11 protein-coding genes and 1 pseudogene are annotated in these 18,122 nt (G+C 60.4%); 3 read left to right on the plus strand and 9 right to left on the minus strand.

Annotated elements, in window-relative coordinates:
* On the minus strand, positions 1 to 322 hold a 322-nt coding region (locus tag GVK32_RS14055), incomplete at its 3' end, for a molybdopterin-dependent oxidoreductase (RefSeq protein ID WP_159873583.1).
* A 240-nt stretch (positions 323 to 562) separates the two neighbouring features.
* Positions 563 to 2,008, minus strand: coding sequence for a nucleobase:cation symporter-2 family protein (locus tag GVK32_RS14060; protein ID WP_159873585.1), 1,446 nt, complete (start codon positions 2,006 to 2,008; stop codon positions 563 to 565).
* A 411-nt stretch (positions 2,009 to 2,419) separates the two neighbouring features.
* On the opposite strand from GVK32_RS14060, the gene ygfT reads away from it, so the two are divergent.
* Together ygfT and GVK32_RS14070 are read left to right on the plus strand one after the other, a co-directional pair.
* Complete coding sequence (gene ygfT, locus GVK32_RS14065) at positions 2,420 to 4,360, plus strand: formate-dependent uric acid utilization protein YgfT (protein ID WP_159873587.1); 1,941 nt, start codon at positions 2,420 to 2,422, stop codon at positions 4,358 to 4,360.
* Positions 4,357 to 4,860, plus strand: coding sequence for a 4Fe-4S dicluster domain-containing protein (locus tag GVK32_RS14070; RefSeq protein WP_159873589.1), 504 nt, complete (start codon positions 4,357 to 4,359; stop codon positions 4,858 to 4,860). The genes ygfT and GVK32_RS14070 overlap by 4 nt, the downstream gene beginning before the upstream one ends.
* 904 nt (positions 4,861 to 5,764) lie before the next feature.
* Here GVK32_RS14070 and ssnA read toward each other — a convergent pair.
* Both ssnA and ygfK read right to left on the minus strand, forming a co-directional pair.
* Positions 5,765 to 7,099, minus strand: a complete 1,335-nt coding sequence (ssnA, locus tag GVK32_RS14075) for a putative aminohydrolase SsnA (RefSeq protein ID WP_159873591.1) — start codon at positions 7,097 to 7,099, stop codon at positions 5,765 to 5,767.
* Positions 7,096 to 10,200 (minus strand): putative selenate reductase subunit YgfK, encoded by a 3,105-nt coding sequence (gene ygfK, locus GVK32_RS14080; protein ID WP_159873593.1) that lies wholly within the window; start codon positions 10,198 to 10,200, stop codon positions 7,096 to 7,098. Before ygfK ends, ssnA begins: the two co-directional genes overlap by 4 nt.
* Positions 10,201 to 10,866: 666 nt before the next feature.
* Here ygfK and GVK32_RS14085 point away from each other — a divergent pair.
* Positions 10,867 to 11,646: pseudogene (locus tag GVK32_RS14085) on the plus strand (XdhC family protein); the annotation flags it as partial.
* Between the two features lie 85 nt (positions 11,647 to 11,731).
* Here GVK32_RS14085 and arcC read toward each other — a convergent pair.
* The 5 genes from arcC to ygeW form a co-directional block, all read right to left on the minus strand.
* On the minus strand, positions 11,732 to 12,664 hold the full coding sequence (gene arcC, locus GVK32_RS14090) for a carbamate kinase (protein WP_159873595.1): 933 nt from the start codon (positions 12,662 to 12,664) through the stop codon (positions 11,732 to 11,734).
* A 12-nt stretch (positions 12,665 to 12,676) separates the two neighbouring features.
* The gene (gene hydA, locus GVK32_RS14095) at positions 12,677 to 14,083 is read right to left on the minus strand and encodes a dihydropyrimidinase (protein ID WP_159873597.1); all 1,407 of its coding nucleotides are present in this window, start codon (positions 14,081 to 14,083) and stop codon (positions 12,677 to 12,679) included.
* Positions 14,084 to 14,134: 51 nt separating this feature from the next.
* Positions 14,135 to 15,346: a YgeY family selenium metabolism-linked hydrolase gene (locus GVK32_RS14100; RefSeq protein ID WP_132509845.1), complete on the minus strand. Its 1,212-nt coding sequence runs from the start codon at positions 15,344 to 15,346 to the stop codon at positions 14,135 to 14,137.
* Positions 15,347 to 15,408: 62 nt separating this feature from the next.
* The gene (gene dpaL / locus GVK32_RS14105) at positions 15,409 to 16,608 is read right to left on the minus strand and encodes a diaminopropionate ammonia-lyase (protein WP_159873599.1); all 1,200 of its coding nucleotides are present in this window, start codon (positions 16,606 to 16,608) and stop codon (positions 15,409 to 15,411) included.
* 60 nt (positions 16,609 to 16,668) lie between these two features.
* Positions 16,669 to 17,856, minus strand: a complete 1,188-nt coding sequence (gene ygeW, locus GVK32_RS14110) for a knotted carbamoyltransferase YgeW (RefSeq protein WP_159873601.1) — start codon at positions 17,854 to 17,856, stop codon at positions 16,669 to 16,671.
* Positions 17,857 to 18,122: the final 266 nt, after the last annotated feature.

The following is an 18,122-nucleotide window of genomic DNA, read 5'->3' on the forward strand; positions in this document are numbered from 1 at the left end:
AGCCGGTGGTCTGGATGGCATCCGGGCCGTACTTAGCCTTAATCGCGCTGAGGCGCGTGGCAACGTAGTCGAGGGCCTCATCCCAGGAGACGGACTCCAGCCTGCCGCCGCGCTGGCGGCGGATCATTGGGGTTTTCAGGCGCGGGGTGAGGATCTGGGTATCGTTAATAAAGTCCCAGCCGTAGTAGCCCTTCAGGCACAGGGTTCCCTGGTTATTTTTGCCCATCGCCGGCTCGGCGCGGATAATCTGCCCCTCTTCGGTCACCAGCTTTATCTTGCAGCCGGCCGCGCAGTAGGGGCACACGGTTGTTACCATTTTCATTGTGACGGGACTCCTTTTAATCATGCGGCAGCGATGTCGCGATTAAAAAAACAAAAAAAAACCAAACCGGCTGCTGATACCGAGATCGACAGCCGCTTGTATCGCCGGAAAGCTCATCATCAGCAGTAGGGTCACGGCGAGGGTCAGGCGAAGTAGCATGGTGGTTTCTCCGCAAGCTGTTGTGCTTATTTGCAAAATGAAACGCGGCAGCGGGTCACCCCGATGCCGCACCGTCCAGCGCTACTCCTCATGCTGCTGTTTTTTAACCTTGCGCATTAATAACCACATGCGCACCGTGCGCGGCGCACGATGCGCCGCCTGAGCTTCCGGCACCAGACCGGTGTGCTTGTTGTAGCCGTTGAAAAACAGGTTCAGGGTGACGGCGCTAAACGTAGCCAGCATGATCCCGCTGTGCAGCAGCGGCTGCAGTACCTCGGGGAATTTAGAGAAAAACTGCGTCGATAGCGTTGGCGTCAGGCCGACGCCAAGGCTGATGGCGACGATATAGAGGTTGTAGCGATTGGTGGAGTAGTTGATGCGGGCGAGAATGCGTATCCCCGTTGCCAGCACCATGCCGAACATCACCAGCCCCGCACCGCCCAGCACGAACTGCGGGATAGAGGCCACCAGCACCGCCATCTTGGGCACCGTGCCAAAGATAATCAGAATGGCGCCAGATGCGACGCAGACCCAGCGGCTATGGACGCCGGTGACGCTGACCAGGCCCACGTTCTGCGAGAAGGAGGTGTGCGGAAAGCTATTAAACAGCCCGCCGAATAGGGTACCGATGCCGTCAACGCGCAGGCCGCGAATGATATCTTGCGGCGTCAGCTTACGACCGACAATTTCGCCAAGCGCCAGAAACATCCCCATTGACTCAATGAAAACGATGATCATGACGGCGGTCATCGTGATGATTGATATCGGATCGAAGACGGGCGTACCTAAGGCCAGCGGAGTGACCACGGCGAACCAGTGGGCGTCATGCAGGCCGGTGAGGTTAACCTCATTCATCATCATCGACAGGCCGAAACCGAAAACGATGCCTAACAACACGGCGACGTTAGACATAAAGCCTTTGGCAAAGCGGGTGACCAGCAGAATAAACAGCAGTACGGCAAACGAAATCCCCAGATAGATGGGGCTGCCGTATTCCGGATTACCTTTCCCTCCGGCCGCCCAGTCGATCCCGACCTGCATAATGCTCAGACCGATGGATGTGATGACGACGCCGGTGACCAGCGGGGGGAAAAGCGGCATCAATCGGCCGATCAGCGGCGCCAGGAGGGTGGTAATGATCCCGGCCGCAATCGTCGCGCCGAAAATACCCATCAGTCCGATATCGGGATTCATGCCGATGGCCAGCATCGGCGTCACGGCGGCGAAGGTCACCGACATAATAACCGGCAGGCGAATGCCCATAAAACGTCCGACGCCGATACACTGCAGCAGGGTAACGACGCCGCAGCAAAACAGATCGGAGCTGATCAGCAGTGCGACCGTTTCCTTGCTTAGCCCCAGCCGGTCGCCAATCATTAAAGGGACGGCGACGGCACCGGCATACATAACCAGAACGTGTTGCAAACCAAGAACGACCAGCTTCCCCGGGGATAAGACGCGATCCACCTCATCAATTGTGTGGGGGCTACCAGTGACCGATGGTGGTTGAGAATCAATGGCGCTCATAATGTATTTCTCCTTAATATCCAACGGCGGGCTTAGGAGCCGACCGGGAAGGGGGTGAATAGAGAGAGTGCAAAGCTCGCTATTACCATGCTTAGGCAGTGCCAGTTTTTCTTCCTGCAGGCAAAATAATGTTGAAATGAGTCGAATATCACAGAAAGAGGCGGTAACGGCGGCGCGCGGTGGGAGAAAAAACGCCGTGGAGAAAATAGCGTCTCATAATGAGAGGGAAATAATCATTCTGACTCACAATATGATTCTGCAGCGCGTCTCCCTGATATTTATGCCGGGTGAAGGGGATATTTTTTTGAGGCTGCTCGCAAAAATAAGTTCGCCACGATTGAGAATGTAAAAATCGCCTGATTATTGCATCGCGACCCTTTGTCAATTTCGGAATAATAACAAGGGAAGCCAATGAACCGATTTATTGTTGCCGACGCTGCGAGCTGCATCGGCTGCCACGCTTGCGAAGTGGCCTGCGCTGTCGCCCACAACGAGGACTGCTGGCCGCAGCGGCGGCATGATTTTCTTCCGCGTATCCACCTGGTTTCTCACCGCGGCGTCAGCCGCGTGACCACCTGCCGTCACTGCAACGATGCGCCCTGCGTGGCCTCCTGCCCGACCCAGGCGCTCTGTTTCTCCACCGACAGTATCCAGCTTAAGCCGGCGGAGTGTATCGGCTGTAAAAACTGCGCCGTTGCCTGTCCCTTTGGCGCGATCGAGATGGTAGCCGCCGGTGAGGATGCGCCGCAGCTGGCGCAGAAATGCGATCTTTGTCGCCAGCATCCGTCGGGCCTGCAGGCCTGCGTCAGCAGCTGCCCCACCGAGGCGCTGCGGCTGATGGATGAATCCGGGCTAAACCAGCTGCGTCGTGAAAGGCAGGCCCGTGCCGCCCAGGGTCAGCCGGTGCGGATGCGGGGCGACGACCGGCGTTCGGCCTTCTTGCGTAAGCCGCCGCGGGTGGGGGGGCAAAAGATCTCCGCCGAGGAGCGCAAGGCGCATTTCGCGGAGATCTATCACCCACTCGGCGCCGCTGAGGCGGAATATGAGAGCGAACGCTGCCTCTACTGCGCGCAGAAAGCATGGTGCAACTGGACCTGCCCGCTGCATAACCACATCCCGGATTTTATTCGCCTGGTGAATGAAGGAAAGATTATCGAGGCCGCGGAGCTGTGCCATCAAAGCAGCTCATTGCCGGAAATCTGCGGCCGGGTCTGCCCGCAGGACCGGCTGTGCGAAGGGGCCTGTACCATGAAGACCCAGGGCGGGGCGGTAACCATCGGCAATCTCGAGCGCTATATTACCGACAGCGCGCTGGCGATGGGCTGGCGGCCGCAGGCAGGGGACGTCAGCCCTCGTGAGGAGCGAGTGGCGGTGATTGGCGCCGGGCCGGCGGGCCTGGGCTGCGCCGATATCCTGACGCGCGCGGGGGTAAAGGTTGACGTTTTCGACCGGCATCCGGAAATCGGTGGGCTGCTGACCTTCGGTATTCCGCCGTTTAAGCTGGATAAGAGCCTGCTGGCGGTGAGAAGAGAGATTTTCAGCGCCATGGGCATTCAGTTCCATCTTAACCACGAGGTGGGGCGCGACGTGGCGTTCGCCGATCTGCTGGCCGACTACGATGCGCTGTTCCTCGGCGTCGGCACCTACGGCCTGATGGCCGCCGGCCTCGAGGGGGAAGATGCCTCGGGGGTGATTCAGGCGCTGCCGTTTTTGATTGCCAGCACCCGCGAAGTCATGGGACTGGAGGCGTCCGGGGAGTATCCGCTCACCGATATCGAGGGTAAGCATGTTGTGGTGCTCGGCGGCGGCGATACGGCGATGGACTGTCTGCGCACCGCCGCTCGACGCGGTGCGGCGAGCGTGACCTGCGCCTACCGCCGCGATGAGCAGAGCATGCCGGGTTCGAAAAAAGAGGTGGTCAACGCCAGGGAAGAGGGCGTGGCGTTTCAGTTTAACCTCCAGCCGCAGCGGATCCTCCGCGGCCGTAAAGGGGCGGTGCGCGCGGTGAGCATGATCCGTACCGAAATGGGCGAGCCGGGGCCGGACGGGCGACGTCGCCCGCGCCCGGTTGCCGGTTCTGAGTTTGAGCTGGCGGCCGACGTGCTGGTGATGGCGTTTGGCTTCCAGGCGCACGATATGCCCTGGCTGCGCGGTCACGGGATCGACCTCGACCGCTGGGGGCAAATCTGCACGGGCGGCGAAGGCCGGGCCAGCACGCAGACCCGCAATGATAAAGTTTTTGCCGGCGGCGACGCGGTACACGGTGCCGATCTGGTGGTGACCGCAATGGCCGCCGGGCGCCGGGCGGCGGAAGAGATGCTCGGCCTGTTTAAGCGAAAGGAGAGCCTATGACCCGTTTTATTATCGCCAGCGCCGAGGCCTGCATCGGCTGTCGGACCTGCGAGGTCGCCTGCGCGCTGGAGCATTCTGCATCCGCGGCCATGTTTCAGCCGCGTCTGAAGGTCCAGCGTCTCGATAGCCTCAGCGTACCGGTAATGTGCCATCAGTGCGAGAACGCCCCCTGCGTGGCGGCCTGCCCGGTGGCGGCGCTGAGCATGGGAGAGGATCGGGTTGAGGCCGATGCGTCGCGCTGCATCGGCTGCCAGAGCTGCGCGGTAGCCTGCCCCTTTGGGGCCATTATCGTGGAGATTGTCGCCGCGCATCCGCCGCTGATTATCAAATGCGATCTGTGCGCGAGCCGCGAGGGCGGTCCTGCCTGCGTGGCGGTTTGTCCGACCGCAGCGCTGAGCGTGATGACCAGCGAGCGGCTGGCCACGCTGCTCAAACGGCGCCAGGAGGCCGCCGCGCGCGGGGAATGGAGATCGCTGTCGAGCGATCCCCTGGTCAGCTGAGAAGAGGTTCCGTTCAGCGGGCGCCTGGCAGAACATGCGGCCTCGGTGCCAGGAGGCCGCTGCTAGCGAGCGGGGAATGGAGATCGCTGCGGAGCGATCCCCCTGGTCAGCTGAGAGGAGGTTCCGTTCAGCGGACGCCTGGTAGAATATGCGGCCTCGGTGCCAGAAGACCACTGCTAGCGAGCGGGGAATGGAGATCGCTGTGGAGCGATCCCCAGGTCAGCTGAGAGGAGGTTCCGTTCAGCGGGCGCCTGGTAGAATATGCGGCTTCGGTGCCAGGAGGCCGCTGCTAGCGAGCGGGGAATGGAGATCGCTGCGGAGCGATCCCCAGGTCAGCTGAGAGGAGGTTCCGTTCAGCGGGCGCCTGGCAGAACATGCAGCCTCGCTGCCAGAAGACCACTGCTAGCGAGCGGGGAATGGAGATCGCTGTCGAGCGATTCCCCTGGTCAGCTGAGAGGAGGTTCCGTTCACCGGACGCTTTGCAGAACATGCGGCCTTGATGCCAGGTGACCGGGTTAAGGGGAAGATAACCGTCTTCCCCTTAACAATCCCCGCGGTCCCGCACGGAAATCGGTGCTGCGCTCTGCGCTCACCTCCCGGCCTGCAGCCTGCGGTCGGCTCAACTCGACCTGCTCGCCCATTTCAGGGGCTCGCTCCTGTCTCGATTCGCCTCTTGCCGCCATCCCTGGCGGCCAGCCCTTGTCTTTCGGCCTTCGGTTCGCCGATTTCAGCGGGGAGCCAGGGCCCCGCTGCATGCCTTTTCGCTACGGGACGCACGTCGTCGCGGTTGAATCAGGCAGCAAGCGGTGCACTCGCGGATCAGGTAAAAAAGCCGGTCAGCTGCTCTGCTGACCGGCTTGAGGCCTCGTGGACTAACCCGCGCCGATGCATGGCCGACGCAGCCTTAAGACAGCGCGTCCATCCGCGCCCACATCTTCATCGCCGCTTTCTGAGCCTCGGCAAAGAGCGGCTGGTGATCGAAGCTAAACCGCCGGTTCTCGTAAATCATCACGCCATTGACCATCACGCTATGCACGTGGCTGCTGCCGAGGCCAAAGGCGATATGCCCGGCGATATTCTCGGCGATAAGCGGCGTGGGCGACGGATAGTCGCAAATCGTCAGGTCGGCTTTGTATCCCGCCTCGAGGCGGCCGAAGCGGGCGTTAAAGCTGCGGGCGAGCAGCTCGTTGCCGTTGCTTAAGGCGCGGGCAAAGCCGTCCGGCCACAGCGGCCCGCCGGCGTCGCGGTGCTTAAAGAAGGCAAACTTTAGCTCTTCAAACATATCCGAGCCCAGGCCGTCGGTGCCCAGCGCCAGGTTGCGGAAGTCCACCAGTCGCTGGTTATAGCCGACGTGGTTGTTCATATTTGAGCGCGCGTTATGCACCAGGAACCCATCCTGAGAATTGAGGATCTCAATATCTTCATCGGAGAGGTACAGGCCGTGGGCAACCAGCGTCTTGCGGTCAATCAGGTTAAATTCCGCCAGCCTGACCAGCAGGTCTTTACCGTAGCGATGATGGCTATGGCTAACGTCGTAACGGTCCTCCGCCGCATGGATATGCAGGCCGCGGCCGGTGGCCTGCAGCGCCTCGCCGAGCATCGCCAGCCCTTCGTCGGGTAGGGTAAAGGGGGCATGGGCGCCGATGTGCGCCTCAACCAGGTAGGGGTCGCGGCCCATCTCCCGGGCGCTGTCGACTTCGTGGGCAAAGCGAATATTCTCCTCAACGCAGGCCCGGAGCTCCTTAAGCCCGCCGTTGCGATCGGTGGTCTCAAAGCAGGTCATTCCCCGCAGGCCGACCCGCAGAAAGGCGCTGCGCAGCTGGCTGAGCGACCCGGCGATATAGCCGGGAGAAGCGTGGTGGTCAATCACCGCGGTGCAGCCGCTGCGCACGGCTTCCATGGCGCAAATCAGCCCGCTGTAGTAGAGCGACTCCTCATCCAGCGCGCGGTCGAGGCGCCACCACAGATTTTTCAGCGTCGAGATAAAATCGGGGCTGGAGGGGATAGTGGCCTGGATCCCGCGCGACAGGCCGGAATAGAAGTGGTTATGCGCGCAGACCATCCCCGGCATCACCAGCCGGCCGTGCATCTCTTTGACCGTGGCCTGGGGATAGCGCTGAGCGATCCCCGGAGCAATATCGAGGATCGCGTCGTTTTCAATCGCGATATCGATACCTTCCATGACCTTCGCCGGATAGAGCTGCGCGGCGGTGGCATTTTTCAGAATTAAGATACTCATACTTCGACGCCTCCCAGCAGGTAGCGGTGGTTAAGATGAACGTGGCTAATGATGCGGCAAAGATCGGTAACGGCAGGGGGAACGTCAGCGATATGGCCGCTATCGTCGATTTTCAGCAGCCAGGTATGCTCGTTTTGCCGGAGGTGAACGCTGTCGTCCTCGATGAAGAAGCCGGGGTTGCTGCTGTTGGCGAAATCCTGCGCCAGGCTAAAGACGGTAATTTTGTCTTTGTAGGGCTTGCCCTGCCACGGGCAGAACTGTGCGCAGTTGCCGCATTCGTTGCAGTAGGCGTCGAGGTGTAGCGTCTGGTAGCGGTTCTGGAATCCCGGCACGGCGATTGAGACGTTGGCGCGGTTTGGGCACACGTCCACGCATTTGCTGCACACGTAGTTGCACTCCAGGCAGCGATCCGCCTCCTGAGCCACGAACGCCTCCCGGCGATCCCTTGCCACCTCAGCGATGGCGATAGTCCCTTTGCGCTGGTAAATATCCGCCGGATCGACGTTGTTCCACCGCTTATGCTGATGGTGGTTGGCAATATTCTCTCGCGCCAGAATCGCATCCGCTGCCCGGCGCGCGTTGCCGATCGCCGAGACGATGGACGACGGGCCGCGCTGAACGTCGCCGATAAGAAATACCCCCGGCAGCGCGGTTTCTCCCGTAGGATCCGCCGCCGGCCAGCCGCTGTCGTCCAGCGGAATGCCCATCGCCGCCAGCGCCGCAACGTCCTGCTGTTCGCCGATAGCAGTAATGACCGTATCCGCCCGTAGGGTGCGGGTTTGGCCGGTTGCCAGCGGGCGACGGCGGCCTTTTTCATCGGCGTCGCCGAGCGCCATCACCCGGACGGTGAGCGTCCCGTCGGCGTAGAATTGTTCAGGATTACTGAGAAACTCGAACGCGACGCCGTCACGCTGCGCCTCTTCATACTCTTCGCGCCATGCCGGCATCTCCTGCAGAGAGCGGCGGTAGACGATGGTTGCTTTCTCCACGCCGGGTACCCGCAGCGCGGCGCGGGCGCAGTCCATGGCGGTATTGCCCGCCCCGATGACCACCACCTGTTTCCCCAGGCTCAGCGTCACTCCGCGATTGTATTCGCGTAAAAACTGCAGCGATTTTCGCACGTTACGGTTGTCGCCGCTGAGGCTGACGCCGCTGTTCTTGTCGGTGCCGGTGCCGACCAGCACGTAGCGGTAGCCTTCGCCGCGAAGCTTCTCCACCGTCAGCTGCGGATCGCAGCCGTAGACGATATTAACCCCGTGGTTCACCACAAAATCGATATCGTGCTGAATCAGCTCCCCGGGAATACGGAAGCGCGGAATGATGTTGCGCACCACGCCCCCGGCGTTGGCTTCGCGTTCAAACAGGGTTACCGGGTATCCTGCTCGGGCGAGAAAGTAGCCGGCAGCAAGCCCCGCGGGGCCTGCGCCGATCACCGCCACCGGGTTCAACGAGCCGGAGCCGGCCGGCCTGTGCCAGCGCCGCCGGTACTCTTCCCAGCCTTTCTCGAGCGCGATTTTCTTCAGCTCGCGGATATTGAGCGAACTGTCGTAGTCGAGGCGAGTACAGTTGCTCTGGCACTGATGATCGCAAATATGGCCGGTAATCGCCGGCAGGGCGTTACGCTGATAGATAAGCTCCAGCGCGTCGGCATAGCGCTGCTCGCCCATCAGGCGAATATACTCGGGGATATCCTGCTTAATCGCGCAGGCGCTCACGCAGGGCGCGACGTAGCAGTCGGTGAGCGGCAGTGGCTCTGCGACCTCGATGCGGTCCGGCGATTTCCAGTGCTTCTGGGTGTACTCCATGCTGATGGCTTTTTCGGCCAGCGCGCTGAGGCGCGGGACGTCCACCTGCTGTAAATCCCAGCCGCTGGCCTGCTCCAGCTCGCGCATGCAGGCACTTAGCCGCAGATAGCCGCCCGGTTTTAGCAGGTCGGTGGCCATGGTAATCGGGCGGATCCCGGTTTCAAATATCTCGCGGATCGTCAGCTGGCTGGCGCCGCCGGAGTAGGAGATAGGCAGCCTGCCGTCAAATTCGCGGGACAGCAGGGCGGCAACGTTGATGGCGAGAGGGAAGAGCGCGCGGCCGGACATATACATCTCATCGCCGGGCAGCGCCCCTTTGCGATTGATCGTCCCAAGAGTGTTGGTCAGCTTGACGCCGAAACCCAGCCTGCGCTCCTCCGCCAGCGCCATCAGGCGGTGCAGCATTTCCAGCGCCTGGCCGATTTTCAGATCGTGGTCAAAGGACTCTTCATTCAGGCCGATGTAGCTAAAGCCGCAGGTATCGAGGATTTCGCGCACGCGCGGGTAGCCAAGCAGCGTCGGGTTGAGCTTCACAAAGGTATTCAGCCCTTTCTCTTCCAGCATATAGCGGCAGATGGCCTCAATTTCATCGGGCGGACAGCCGTGCATGGTGGAGAGCGTGACGCCGCTCACCAGCCGGCTCGGGATGCGCTGGGCCAGCGTCGCCAGCTGCGGACGAATATCCTCCAGCTGATTGCCGATCACAAAGCGGTCGCTATGCGTCCAGCGGGAGAGCGTATCGCGATACTGCTCGAATTTAGGATGAAAGGCGGCATCGATCATATTGTCGATAAACTGCTGCATCGGCGGCTGCTTAATACCGTCGAGGTTATAGCCGACGCTCATATTAAAAATAAACGACTTGCCGGATTGTGACGGCGTGAAGGGGAATATCTCCTCCAGCAGGTGGAGGATAAACCAGGCTTTCAGATATTCATCCCAGGCTTTGAGCAGGGTAAATTCGGTGGACCACTCGGTGTTAAAACATTCGTCCTCGGCGTCGATACAGGGTTTTTCTAGCTCAAGGTGGTCGAGGATCTGCACGGTTTTCAGTTCAATAAAACGCCCGCCGGTGAGCCATGAGGTAATGATATTTTGCGCCAGCTGGGTGTGCGGCCCGGCAGCGGGGCCGATGGGCGTGGCGCAGCACTCACCAAATACGCTCAGGCGCCTGGACGTTACCGGGATATAAAACTGCTGTTCCGGAATGCCGAATATTGAACGGTGATGCTGGTACTCATCGAAAATACGCGTCAAAAGTTCCTCAAACGGGACGGGACGCATAATATCACCCATAACCCTCTCCTTAGATTCATGTATGCGATCAATGTTGCCGGTACGAGCGCGCTATTTTCAAGGCTGCCATCTCAGTAATGAAAATAGCGTGCGGCGTATTCATTCCGGCGGATGGAGAAAGGAATAGCAACATTCGCACCAGTTATTTAACCGGCGGCAGGATTAGGCATGAATTTGTGAAGGAACTCTAAAGTTGACGACGGTTATTGCCGTGAGATCGCCTGTTTAAATGAGAATTAAAATCATTCAATAATGCACGGGGAGAATAGCGTTAAAAATTATCGGCGAGCTATCACAATGATAATGTTTGCTGTGCGGCTTTATTATTAAACGGGCAAACTATTCCGCCAAATGAGTCCGCCAAATGAATAACGGACGTGCTGCCGGCAAATAAAACCGTCCGCCTGACCCCGCTTCCGCGACCCGGTTCACGAATCTGGCCTAAAAGCTGCGGCTGAGCATGAACCTTGCATACTCCATTCTAGCGTTAGGCCGCTGCCGTCAATGCTGTCCGCCGTTTCAGGCCCGCCGGCAGGATGTCGCCGCTGGGTGGGAGAAATCAGCAGTCTCAAAGTGAGAAAATGCGGCCAGCCCGCAGATGACGCAGTGCAGAGTACAGGACCCGGCCCGCCCGGGCTGACCACCGGAATAGCCATTGAGGTTGTTATGAATATTTTCTCAGAAGCCGCGAGGCTTGAAGCACAGAACTGCCCGTTTGCGCTGGCGCAGATTGTCGAGAGCCGTGGCTCAACGCCCAGACACTCCGCGCAGATGCTGATCCGCGCTGATGGCACCATTATCGGTACCATCGGTGGCGGGATGGTCGAACGTAAGGTCATCGATGAAGCGCTGGGGGCGATGGCTGAAAAGTCCTCGCGCATGTTTCACGGCCGGATGGCGCGCAGCGGCACGGATGCCGTAGGTTCCGACTGCGGCGGGGCGATGTCGGTGTTTATCAGCGTCCACTGCCAGCGGCCGCGGCTGGTGCTGGTCGGGGGCGGGCACGTCAATCGCGCAGTGGCGCAGGGCGCGGCGCTGCTTGGGTTTGATATTGTCGTCACCGATATCCATTCTGCCAGCCTCGATCCGCAGCTGTTTCCGCCGACCGCCCGGCTTGTGCATGCCGAAAGCTTTGCCGCGGCCGTTGAACGGCTGGCGGTGGGGGCCGATGATTTTGTCCTTATCGCCACGAATAATAAAGACCGGGAGGCGCTGGATAAGCTGATCGACCTGCCGGTGGCCTGGCTCGGGCTGCTGGCCAGCCGCCGCAAGGTGCAGGTGTTTTTACGCCAGCTGCGGGAAAGCGGCGTGGCGGAAGAGCATATTGCGCGTCTCCATGCGCCGGTGGGCTACAACATTGGCGCCGAAACGCCGCACGAGATTGCGGTCAGCGTCCTGGCCGAGATCCTGCAGATCAAAAACCAGGCTCCCGGCGGCCTGATGATGCCCGTATATCAGGATAGTGAGGGACAGAAAACGCTGGAGACCGCATGATGTGAACCCCCTCGCGAGTGCCGCGAGGGGCCGTGGGCTATCCTTCAATCAGGGTTCCCGTTTTGCCTTCTATCCCTTCCCGGGCCTTGCTCAGCATGGTAATTAAGGCCCGGCGCCCCGGCCGGGAGCGGGCAAACGCCGCGGCGGCCTCGACTTTCGGCAGCATGGAGCCTTTGGCGAAATGGCCTTCGGCAATAAAGCGGTCGGTATCGCTCAGCGAGAGCCGGTCCAGCCACTGCTGATTGGCCTGGCCAAAGTTGATGGCTACTTTTTCCACCGCGGTAAGGATAATCAGCATATCGGCATCGATCGTGGCGGCGAGCCTGGCGCTGGCCCGGTCCTTATCGATGACCGCGCTCACCCCGCGCAGGTGGTTCCCCTCGCGGACCACCGGAATACCGCCGCCACCGACGGTAATCACCACCTGTCCGGCATCCATCAGCGCCTTCACCGTCTCTTTTTCGATAATATCGACGGGCTCCGGCGAGGCTACCACCCGCCGATAGCCGCGCCCGGCATCCTCTTTCAGCGTGTAGCCCTGGCGGGTCAGGACTTTGGCCTCCGCTGCGCTGAAGAATGAACCGATGGGCTTGCTCGGATCGAGGAAGGCCTCATCGGCGGCGTCAACCTCAACCTGGGTGATCACCGTGGCGACCGGAACCGGCATCCCGCGGGCGAGCAGCGCCTCGCGCAGCGCATTTTGCAGATCGTAGCCAATGTATCCCTGGCTGAGGGCGACGCAGACCGACATTGGTAGCATCGGGGTATGGGCCTCGGTTTTGGCGGCGGCTTCGAAGGCCAGATTGATCATCCCGACCTGCGGGCCGTTGCCGTGGGTCACCACGACCTGATGCCCTTGGGCAATGAGGTCAACAATCGCCTGCGCGGTTTGCGTCACCGCCTGCATCTGTCCGGCAAGATCGTCCCCTAAGGCGTTGCCGCCGAGGGCGAGAACAATTTTCTTACTCATTAATGCCTCTCTTTAAAAGCGTGCGCCGCGCGAGAAATCCGGCGCGGCTGAAAAAGGGTTACGGCGTATAAATCGGCCTTGCCCGGCGCTGCCGGTAAAGGTGCCGTGGCTGAAAATGACCCGGCCATGAGACAGCGTCTGGCGGATGGCGCCCTGGCAAATAAACCCCTCCCAGGGCGAGTAGTCGGCGTTGTCGTGGAGCTGTTCGTGGCGGATGGTGGTGGTTCGTCGCGGGTCGATAATGACCACATCGGCATCCGCGCCGGGTGCCAGCACGCCTTTTCGCGGCCAGAGGCCAAACAGCCTGGCCGGCGTGGTGCTGACGAGCGATACGAAGCGCTCCGGCGAGATCCTGCCGCTCATCACGCCGTGCGAAAACAGCAGCAGCAGGCGGTTCTCAACTCCGGGCAGGCCGTTGGGGCAGCGGCTGAAGTCGCCGCCGGATAGCTGCTGTCGCTGGGCCATGGAGAAGGCGCAGTGATCGGTTGCCACCACGTCAATGGCGCCATCGGCGATGCCGCACCACAGCGCGTCGTTGTGGCGGGCGTTGCGCAGCGGCGGACTGAGCAGAAACTGCAGCGCGTCGTCGCGCTCGTAGCAGCGCTCGTCGAGCAGCAGATACTGCGGGCAGGTTTCGACCCAAACCGGCTGCCGGCGCGCCTGGGCAAGGCGCAGATAATCGAGCCCCAGCCCGTTAGAGAGATGCACGATATACAGCGGGGCGTTGCCGGCAAGCTGGGCCAGGTTGATCATCCTGGCGATGGCTTCGGCCTCGCACTCCGGCGGACGGCTCAGGGCGTGATAGCGCGGCGCGGTTTTGCCGGCGGCGAGAAATTCGGCGCGCTTTTGCGCAATCACGGCATCGTTTTCCGGGTGGACGGTGGTGAGCGCTCCGGCGTGATGCAGATGCTTTAGCGCCTGAAGAACCTCGTCATCGTTAAGCTTGTACTGGTAGGTGAGATAGAGCTTAAAGCTGCTGATCCCCGCCTCAACCATCAGCGGGATCTCATCAAGAATGGCGTGGTTGATATGCTGGATCACGCCGTGAAAGCTGTAGTCGATGGTTGCTTTGTAGGCGGCGTAGCCGTGGTAGGCCTCAAGCTGGTGGCGCAAACGGCAGCCGGCTGGCCCGAAGCCCATATGATCGATAATGGTCGTTGTGCCGCCGCAGGCGGCGGCGCGGGTGCCGGTGAAAAAATCATCGCAGCTGCGGGCGAGTCCGGTATCAATATTAAAATGCGTGTGGACGTCCACGCCCCCAGGCATCACGTAGCATCCCTCGACGTCAATTATTTCGCAGGGCTGCTCCACGGTGATGTCTGCCGCCAGCTGACTGATTAAGCCGTTTTCAATCAGCAGGTCCTGTTTTGCCTGGCCGTCAGCGTTGACGACGGTGCCATTTTTAATCAGTACGCGCATAAAAAGCTCCAGACTCCCGTCGCTGGCGGCGGGAGGTATTGCGGATAATCATTATTCTGTTGCCAGCCAGCTCAGCGGGATGGCGGCATACATTGCGGCACAGGTCACGAGATGCGATTTCCAGGTTTTTTCATTCGGGGCGTGGGCTTCCGGCTCTTTGCCGGGGCCAAAGCCAATGACCGGGATCCCGTGACGGCCCATGATCGACACGCCGTTGGTCGAGAACGTCCACTTATCGACCACCGGCGCTTTGCCAAACAGGCCCTCATAGGCGTTACTGAGCGCCTGGACGGTAAAGTGGTTCTCCTCCACTTTCCAGGTTGGGAAGTAGCACTCGGTGGGGTAGACCAGGCCGGTCCAGGAAGGGCGGTCGTAGTTGTACATCGATACCACCGCCCCCGTTTTTTGTACCGCCGGCAGGGCGCGGATCTCGTCCAGCGCGCCTTCCCAGGTCTCTCCCCAGGTCAGGCGGCGGTCGATGGAGACGGCGCAGCTGTCGGCAACCGCGCAGCGGCTGGGTGAGGTAAAGAAGATTTCCGAAACGGTCAGAGTGCCTTTGCCGAGGAAGTCGTCATTGCCCAGGCGTTGGGAGAGGTCCTGCAGTTCGTTAAGAATCGGCCCCATTTTGAAAATCGCGTTATCGCCGCGCTCCGGCGCCGAGCCGTGGCAGCTGACCCCCTGGACGTCGACGCGGATCTCCATGCGTCCGCGCTGGCCGCGGTATATCTGGCAGTCGGTGGGCTCGGTGCTGACCACGAACTCGGGACGAATGCCGGACTGCTCGATGATGTACTGCCAGCAGAGGCCGTCGCAGTCCTCTTCCTGAACGGTACCGGTCACCAGCAGGGTATAGTCATCCTCGAGGCCCAGGTCCTTAATGATTTTTCCCGCATACACCATCGAGGCCATACCGCCTTCCTGATCCGAGGTGCCGCGCCCGCCGATCAGCTCGTCGGTCTCCATGCCTTCATAGGGATCGAAATTCCAGTTTTTGATATTGCCGATGCCCACGGTGTCGATATGCGCGTCCATTGCCACAAGGCGCGGGCCGTGGCCGATATAGCCGAGGATGTTGCCCATAGGGTCGATTTCAACTTTGTCGAAACCCACCTTCTCCATCTCTTTTTTAATTCGCTGGACGACGCGCTTCTCGTCGCAGCTTTCGCTGGGTATGGCCACCATATCGCGTAAAAAACGCGTCATATCCTGCTGGTAGTGGTTAGCTTTTTCGAGGATCAGTTTGAATGGAATATGCTTAGCCATGGCTCGGTTCTCCGGTTCTGATTTTCCCGCCGCGCGGGATGAGTTGAAAAGTATGCTGAGGCCTATCGTGTTGCCGGGTGTTTGCCTTCCCAGACCACTTCCCGGTAGTGCTTCACGTCGGTATCGCCTTCGGTGCTGATGACCAGCACGACGGCGTTGCTGTCCAGCCTGAGCTTGTGCATCAGCGCTTCGCGCTGGGGATGAAAATGTACGGCGGCCAGCACTCCGAGCCCGACGGCGCCGGACTCGCCGGAAATCACCCGCGGATCGCCGCCGGTGGGATTACCCAGCACGCGCATCCCGAGGGCGGCGACGGCGTCCTGGCAGGAGATAAATTGGGTCGCGCAGTTGCGCAGAATTTCCCAGCCCAGCGGATTGGGCTCGCCGCAGGCGAGGCCGGCCATGATGGTGGCCATTTCGCCGCCGACGTTGACGATTTGGCCCTTAACGCCGGAGCGGTATAGGCAGTCGGCCAGCTCGGGTTCGATAATCACCGAATGCAAATTGTTGGCGCCATAGGCGTCCACGAGGTAGCCCAGCACGCCTCCCGCCATGGCGCCGACGCCGGCCTGCAGAAACACGTGAGTGGGGCGGGCAATGCCCATGGACGCGATCTGCTCGACCGCTTCGTCGGCGAGGGTAGCGTAGCCTTGCATAATCCAGGTCGGGATGCGGGTATATCCCTCCCAGGCCGTATCCTGCACCACCTCCCAGCCGTTTTGCTGCGCCGTTTGCAGGGTGAAGCGCACGGTATCGTCATAGTTCATTTCGGTGACGATGCATTCGGCGCCGAGCCGCCGGATGGCGTCGACGCGCTCCTGGGCCGATCCTTTTGGCATATAGATCACCGCGTTCTGCCCCAGCTGCTGCGCGGCCCACGCCACGCCGCGGCCGTGGTTGCCGTCGGTGGTCGTTGCGAAGGTCATTTTCTCCGTCATGCCGGGCTTGAACGTGTCGAAGGAAAATTCGTTGATATCCAGGCGATATTTTTCGCACAGCAGCTGCGCAATGGCCCAGGCGCCGCCGAGCATCTTGAAGGCGTTCAGGCCGAAGCGCTGCGATTCATCCTTGACCAGAATCCGGCCGAGGCCAAAGAGGGCGGCAAGGTCGTCGAGGGCATACAGCGGCGTGGGCTGATAGCCGGCGATTTTTTGATGGAAGCAGCGCGCCTGCTGCGCCTGCTGGCGAGAAAAAAGCGGCGAGCCCGTGGCGTTAAAAAACCGATTATCGGCAATATCCATTTTCAGTGAGAAAGCAGACATACTCTTTCCTTATCCTTCATGACGTGAGAGGGAGAGCCAGCCAGCGGCCGGCCTGAGGGGTTATTTGACGCGTTTTTGCGCTTCGTCCAGCAGCTGATCCAGCAGCAGGCCGGGTTTGGCATATTTCCGACAGAGGATCATCGAGGCGATGATGTACGGCTTCCAGCTCGCTTCTTTATAGGTGGCGATGCGGTATTTTTCGAAGACCGCTTCGCTGACTTCGCCCTCGGCGCAGGAGACGCCGGTGATATCGGCGGGGAGACAGTGCATATAGAGCGCGTCGCCGCCGTTCGTCTGCGCCATCATCTCTTCGGTGCAGTGCCAGTCTTTATGATTCGCGTTCTGCGCCAGGCAGGCGGCTTCCAGGGCCTCCAGTCCGTCGCGATCCTCGGCGCGCAGCAGTTCGGTGCGCTTTTCCATGACCTTGTAGGGCGCCCAGGATTTCGGGTAGACGATATCGGCATCCTTGAAGGCCTCTTCCATGCTGGTGACCTGGCGGAAGCTGCCGCCGGAGGCCTCGGCGTTGTTTTTGGCGACTTCGATAACGTCGGGGATCAGATCGTAGCCTTCCGGGTGGGCGAGGGTGACATCCATACCGAAGCGGGTCATCAGGCCGATGATGCCCTGCGGGACCGAGAGTGGTTTACCGTAGCTCGGAGAGTAGGCCCAGGTCATGGCGACTTTTTTGCCTTTGAGTTCCTCTAGCGAGCCGAAATGCTCCCGCAGCCAGGCGAGGTCGGCCATGGCCTGGGTTGGGTGATCGATATCGCACTGCAGGTTGATAAGCGCCGGGCGCTGGGGCAGCACGCCCTGACGATAGCCGTCGTCGAGCGCTTCGCCCACCTCGCGCATATAGGCGTTGCCGGCGCCGAGGTACATGTCGTCGCGGATGCCGATAGCGTCCGCGCAGAAGGCGATCATGTTGGCGGTTTCACGCACGGTTTCGCCGTGGGCAATCTGCGATTTACCCTCGTCCAGGTCCTGCTGCGCAAGGCCGAGCAGGTTCAGCGCCGAGGCGTAGGAAAAGCGCGTGCGGGTTGAGTTGTCGCGAAAAACCGAAATGCCCAGACCGCTGTTAAATACGTTGGTGGCGATATTTTCCGCGCGCAGGGTTTTTAATGCCGCCGCAACGTCCAGCACCTGTTTTAGCTCATCCGGGGACTGCTCCCACGTCAGCAGGAAGTCCTTCTGATGAAGATGCGAATCTAGCTTGTTGATATCCTTAATCAGGTCGTTAACAGTTTTCATTTTTTAAATCCTGGGGTGAGTGACGGCTTAATGATTGCTGTGCGGTCGGAAAAGGGTGGTGACGCAATAGCGACTGCCAGCGCTATATTTCTCCTAACAATAAGCATGCCAGTTCATCCAGCCTCAGGCGTAACGGGGGGGAAGGGGCGAGAATTATGCGAAGGTTGTCACGAAATATAGCTTCAGGTGGTCAGAGGTAATAATAAATTCACGGTCTTATTCGGATGCGGGCGAAAGCAGGTTAAGTCCGCGAAGAGATATACCCT

The sequence above is a fragment of the Klebsiella sp. 18074 genome, assembly GCF_902705905.1.
Taxonomy (GTDB): Bacteria; Pseudomonadota; Gammaproteobacteria; order Enterobacterales; family Enterobacteriaceae; genus Klebsiella; species Klebsiella terrigena.